3 rRNA genes are annotated in these 5878 nt (G+C 53.0%); all 3 read left to right on the forward strand.

Going from position 1 to position 5878, the window contains the following annotated elements:
* Positions 1-191: 191 nt before the first annotated feature.
* The 3 genes from EYR88_RS15910 (at position 192) to rrf (ending at position 5809) form a co-directional block, all read left to right on the forward strand.
* Positions 192-1717: ribosomal RNA gene (locus EYR88_RS15910) — 16S ribosomal RNA — on the forward strand.
* Positions 1718-2391: 674 nt separating this feature from the next.
* Positions 2392-5527: ribosomal RNA gene (locus EYR88_RS15915) — 23S ribosomal RNA — on the forward strand.
* A 165-nt stretch (positions 5528-5692) separates the two neighbouring features.
* A 5S ribosomal RNA gene (rrf, locus tag EYR88_RS15920) occupies positions 5693-5809 on the forward strand.
* The 16S, 23S and 5S rRNA genes sit together here, the layout of an rRNA operon.
* Positions 5810-5878 lie beyond the last annotated feature (69 nt).

The following is a 5878-nucleotide window of genomic DNA, read 5'->3' on the forward strand; positions in this document are numbered from 1 at the left end:
AGTGTTTGTTGTTTGAGAACTCAATAGTGTGCCAAGTTTGTTGATACCGAATATTTATTTTATTTGGTGAATACATAACATTTGCTTGAGGCATTGCACCCCCGTGTGATGTTCTTGAGTGTTTTTTATTCGCCAGGACTTCATTGGTTTCGCCCTTATTTTCCGAGGGGTTGCTGATGGCTTTTTATTTTTTTATGGAGAGTTTGATCCTGGCTCAGGATGAACGCTGGCGGCGTGCTTAACACATGCAAGTCGAACGATGACCCCGTGCTTGCACGGGTGATTAGTGGCGAACGGGTGAGTAACACGTGAGTAACCTGCCCCCGACTTTGGGATAAGCCCGGGAAACTGGGTCTAATACCGGATATGACTTCTTACCGCATGGTGGGTTGTTGAAAGATTTATCGGTGGGGGATGGACTCGCGGCCTATCAGCTTGTTGGTGAGGTAATGGCTCACCAAGGCGACGACGGGTAGCCGGCCTGAGAGGGTGACCGGCCACACTGGGACTGAGACACGGCCCAGACTCCTACGGGAGGCAGCAGTGGGGAATATTGCACAATGGGCGAAAGCCTGATGCAGCGACGCCGCGTGAGGGATGACGGCCTTCGGGTTGTAAACCTCTTTCAGTAGGGAAGAAGCGAAAGTGACGGTACCTGCAGAAGAAGCGCCGGCTAACTACGTGCCAGCAGCCGCGGTAATACGTAGGGCGCAAGCGTTATCCGGATTTATTGGGCGTAAAGAGCTCGTAGGCGGTTTGTCGCGTCTGCCGTGAAAGTCCGAGGCTCAACCTCGGATCTGCGGTGGGTACGGGCAGACTAGAGTGATGTAGGGGAGACTGGAATTCCTGGTGTAGCGGTGAAATGCGCAGATATCAGGAGGAACACCGATGGCGAAGGCAGGTCTCTGGGCATTTACTGACGCTGAGGAGCGAAAGCATGGGGAGCGAACAGGATTAGATACCCTGGTAGTCCATGCCGTAAACGTTGGGCACTAGGTGTGGGGGACATTCCACGTTTTCCGCGCCGTAGCTAACGCATTAAGTGCCCCGCCTGGGGAGTACGGCCGCAAGGCTAAAACTCAAAGGAATTGACGGGGGCCCGCACAAGCGGCGGAGCATGCGGATTAATTCGATGCAACGCGAAGAACCTTACCAAGGCTTGACATGTGCCAGACCGCCTCAGAGATGGGGTTTCCCTTCGGGGCTGGTTCACAGGTGGTGCATGGTTGTCGTCAGCTCGTGTCGTGAGATGTTGGGTTAAGTCCCGCAACGAGCGCAACCCTCGTTCCATGTTGCCAGCACGTAGTGGTGGGGACTCATGGGAGACTGCCGGGGTCAACTCGGAGGAAGGTGGGGATGACGTCAAATCATCATGCCCCTTATGTCTTGGGCTTCACGCATGCTACAATGGCCGGTACAATGGGTTGCGATACTGTGAGGTGGAGCTAATCCCTAAAAGCCGGTCTCAGTTCGGATTGGGGTCTGCAACTCGACCCCATGAAGTCGGAGTCGCTAGTAATCGCAGATCAGCAACGCTGCGGTGAATACGTTCCCGGGCCTTGTACACACCGCCCGTCAAGTCACGAAAGTTGGTAACACCCGAAGCCGATGGCCTAACCACCTTGTGTGGGGGGAGTCGTCGAAGGTGGGACTGGCGATTGGGACTAAGTCGTAACAAGGTAGCCGTACCGGAAGGTGCGGCTGGATCACCTCCTTTCTAAGGAGCTAACCATTATTATGGTTGCCCATGTCTGTGCACGAGTGTTGTACGGGTGGGTTGCTCATGGGTGGAATATCAATGAACTCAATACTGGAAAACGTGTGCACGCTGGTCCTCATTATGAGTGGTTGGGGTGTGTGTCGGGGTATTGGCTGTGGCTGTATGGTGTTGGTGCTTGCGAGTACGCATTGTTACTTCACATGAGTGAATCCGTCCTTTTGGGTGGGTTTGTTGGTGTGTGGTGGTGGTGTTGGAATGTGGGTGTTGATGGTGTGTGGTTTGTATGGTTTGGCATGCTGTTGGGTTTTGAGGCAACAAGCCTCCGTCCCTGGTGGATGATTTGATCAAGTGTTGTGGTGCTGGCCTTTGGGTTGGTGTTGTGATGGTTGGTTGATTGTCTTCTTGGGTGGCGGGGTTCTTGGTGTTTCGGTGTTTGTCCTGTGTTTGCTGCAGGCATGCTCGGTACGAGCAATGGTCCTTTTGGGTTGTTGTTGGTGGGTGTGTTTGTGGGGGTGTGGGGTTGTTGTTTGGGAACTGTATAGTGAACGCGAGCATCTTGCAGATGAGATGAGTCTTATGACCCTTTTTCCTTGGGTTGTGGGGTGTTTGAGTCTTGTCTGTGTGATTTTGTTAGATTGTTTTATTGCTCAATTCTGAGAACTTTGTTTTGTGTTGAAGTTTTTAAGGGCGCACGGTGGATGCCTTGGCATCAAGAGCCGATGAAGGACGTGGGAATCTGCGATAAGCCTGGTGGAGTCGATAACCGGACGTTGAGACCAGGATTTCCGAATGGGGGAACCCCGCACCATGTTATGTGGTGTGACCTGCAGCTGAATGTATAGGCTGTGTGGAGGGAACGCGGGGAAGTGAAACATCTCAGTACCCGCAGGAAGAGAAAACAATAGTGATTCCGTTAGTAGTGGCGAGCGAACGCGGATGGGGCTAAACCGGTTGGTGTGTGATAGCGGATAGGCGTTGCATCATCGGGGTTGTGGGGTTGACATGTACCAGCGCTATCTTGCTGGTGGGATGAGGTGCAGGCGTATAGGTGAATCGGTTGGAATGCCGGACCATAGAGGGTGATAGTCCCGTAGGTGTAATGCGTGTCTGCCGTTCTAGTGTTGATACCCGAGTAGCACGGGGCCCGTGAAACCTTGTGTGAATCTGCCAGGACCACCTGGTAAGCCTGAATACTACTTGATGACCGATAGTGAATCAGTACCGTGAGGGAATGGTGAAAAGTACCCCGGGAGGGGAGTGAAATAGTACCTGAAACCGTGCGCTTACAATCCGTTAGAGCCTGGGACTTGTTCCTGGGTGATGGCGTGCCTTTTGAAGAATGAGCCTGCGAGTTAGTGTTACGTCGCGAGGTTAACCCGTGTGGGGAAGCCGTAGCGAAAGCGAGTCTGAATAGGGCGTTTGAGTGGCGTGATCTAGACCCGAAGCGAAGTGATCTACCCATGGCCAGGTTGAAGCGCGTGTAAGAGCGTGTGGAGGACCGAACCCACTTCAGTTGAAAATGGAGGGGATGAGCTGTGGGTAGGGGTGAAAGGCCAATCAAACTTCGTGATAGCTGGTTCTCCCCGAAATGCATTTAGGTGCAGCGTTACGTGTTTCTTACCGGAGGTAGAGCTACTGGATAGCTAATGGGCCCTACAAGGTTACTGACGTTAGCCAAACTCCGAATGCCGGTAAGTGAGAGCGTAGCAGTGAGACTGTGGGGGATAAGCTTCATAGTCGAGAGGGAAACAGCCCAGAACGCCAACTAAGGCCCCTAAGCGTGTGCTAAGTGGGAAAGGATGTGGAGTTGCTTTGACAACCAGGAGGTTGGCTTAGAAGCAGCCACCCTTGAAAGAGTGCGTAATAGCTCACTGGTCAAGTGATTCCGCGCCGATAATGTAGCGGGGCTCAAGCACACCGCCGAAGTTGCGTCATTCAAATATTTGCTTGGTCTTCGGATTGGGCGTTTGGATGGGTAGGGGAGCGTCGTATAGCGGGTGAAGTCGCGGTGTAAACCAGCGGTGGACGCTATACGAGTGAGAATGCAGGCATGAGTAGCGAATGACGGGTGAGAAACCCGTCCGCCGAATGATCAAGGGTTCCAGGGTTAAGCTAATCTGCCCTGGGTTAGTCGGGGCCTAAGGCGAGGCCGACAGGCGTAGTCGATGGATAACGGGTTGATATTCCCGTACCGGCGAAGGACCGCCCATACTGAGCTGTTGATGCTAACCATGATGGATTCCAATTGTTGATGCCTTCGGGTGTTTTTGTTGGTTGATGTGGTGGGAACCGATGCAGTGAGGTCAGCGTATTAACAGGTGTGACGCAGGAAGGTAGCCGAGCCAGGCAATGGAATTGACCTGGTCCAAGGGTGTAGGACGAGTCGTAGGTAAATCCGCGGTTCATGATGTCTGAGACCTGATAGGCGCCCACTTTGGTGGGTGATTCGGTGATCCTATGCTGCCTAGAAAAGCATCGGCGCGAGGTCCCAGCCGCCCGTACCCCAAACCGACACAGGTGATCAGGTAGAGAATACTAAGGCGATCGAGAGAATCATGGTTAAGGAACTCGGCAAAATGCCCCCGTAACTTCGGAAGAAGGGGGGCCTGCCCCGTGATCAGCTCTTGCAGTTGTGAGCGGGTGTGGGCCGCAGAGACCAGGGGGAAGCGACTGTTTACTAAAAACACAGGTCCGTGCGAAGTCGCAAGACGATGTATACGGACTGACTCCTGCCCGGTGCTGGAAGGTTAAGAGGACCGGTTAGCAACTTGTTGCGAAGCTGAGAATTTAAGCCCCAGTAAACGGCGGTGGTAACTATAACCATCCTAAGGTAGCGAAATTCCTTGTCGGGTAAGTTCCGACCTGCACGAATGGAGTAACGACTTCCCCGCTGTCTCAACCATGAACTCGGCGAAATTGCAGTACGAGTAAAGATGCTCGTTACGCGCAGCAGGACGGAAAGACCCCGAGACCTTTACTATAGTTTGGTATTGGTGTTCGGTGCAGCTTGTGTAGGATAGGTGGGAGACTGTGAAGCTTGGACGCTAGTTCAGGTGGAGTCATCGTTGAAATACCACTCTGGCTGTACCGGTCACCTAACTTCGGACCATGATCTGGTTCAGGGACAGTGCCTGATGGGTAGTTTAACTGGGGCGGTTGCCTCCTAAAATGTAACGGAGGCGCCCAAAGGTTCCCTCAGCCTGGTTGGCAATCAGGTGTCGAGTGTAAGTGCACAAGGGAGCTTGACTGTGAGAGTGACAGCTCGAGCAGGGACGAAAGTCGGGACTAGTGATCCGGCGGCACCTCGTGGAAGGGCCGTCGCTCAACGGATAAAAGGTACCTCGGGGATAACAGGCTGATCTTGCCCAAGAGTCCATATCGACGGCATGGTTTGGCACCTCGATGTCGGCTCGTCGCATCCTGGGGCTGGAGTAGGTCCCAAGGGTTGGGCTGTTCGCCCATTAAAGCGGTACGCGAGCTGGGTTTAGAACGTCGTGAGACAGTTCGGTCCCTATCCGCTGCGCGCGTTGGAAATTTGAGAAGGGCTGTCCTTAGTACGAGAGGACCGGGACGGACTAACCTCTGGTGTGTCAGTTGTACTGCCAAGTGCATCGCTGATTAGCTACGTTGGGAAGGGATAACCGCTGAAAGCATCTAAGCGGGAAGCCTGCTTCGAGATGAGATTTCCATGCACCTTGAGTGTGTGAGGCCCCCAGCTAGACCACTGGGTTGATAGGCAGGATGTGGAAGCAAGGACTAAAGACTTGTGTAGCTGACCTGTACTAATAGGCCGATGACTTTCAACACACAATATATACAATAATGACTAATAAGATCATTGCTGTTCGCGTTCACTATGCGGTTACGAGACAACAACTCGACAACCGAAACTAAACATGAGACTTGACAAGTAGTTTTTGTCGCATCGTTTCATACAACACCAGAAAATTGGTTTGTGTGCTTCGTGATTGTTACGGCGGTCATAGCGTGGGGGAAACGCCCGGTCCCATACCGAACCCGGAAGCTAAGGCCCACTGCGCCGATGGTACTGCACTCGTGAGGGTGTGGGAGAGTAGGTCACCGCCGGACTTAACTTAATAAAGATGAATGTTGGTTTGAGGCCCTAACCTTTTGGTTGGGGCCTCACCTGTTTAACCA

Origin of the sequence: Arthrobacter sp. S41, assembly GCF_004320535.1 — a bacterium.
Classification (GTDB): domain Bacteria; phylum Actinomycetota; class Actinomycetes; order Actinomycetales; family Micrococcaceae; genus Glutamicibacter.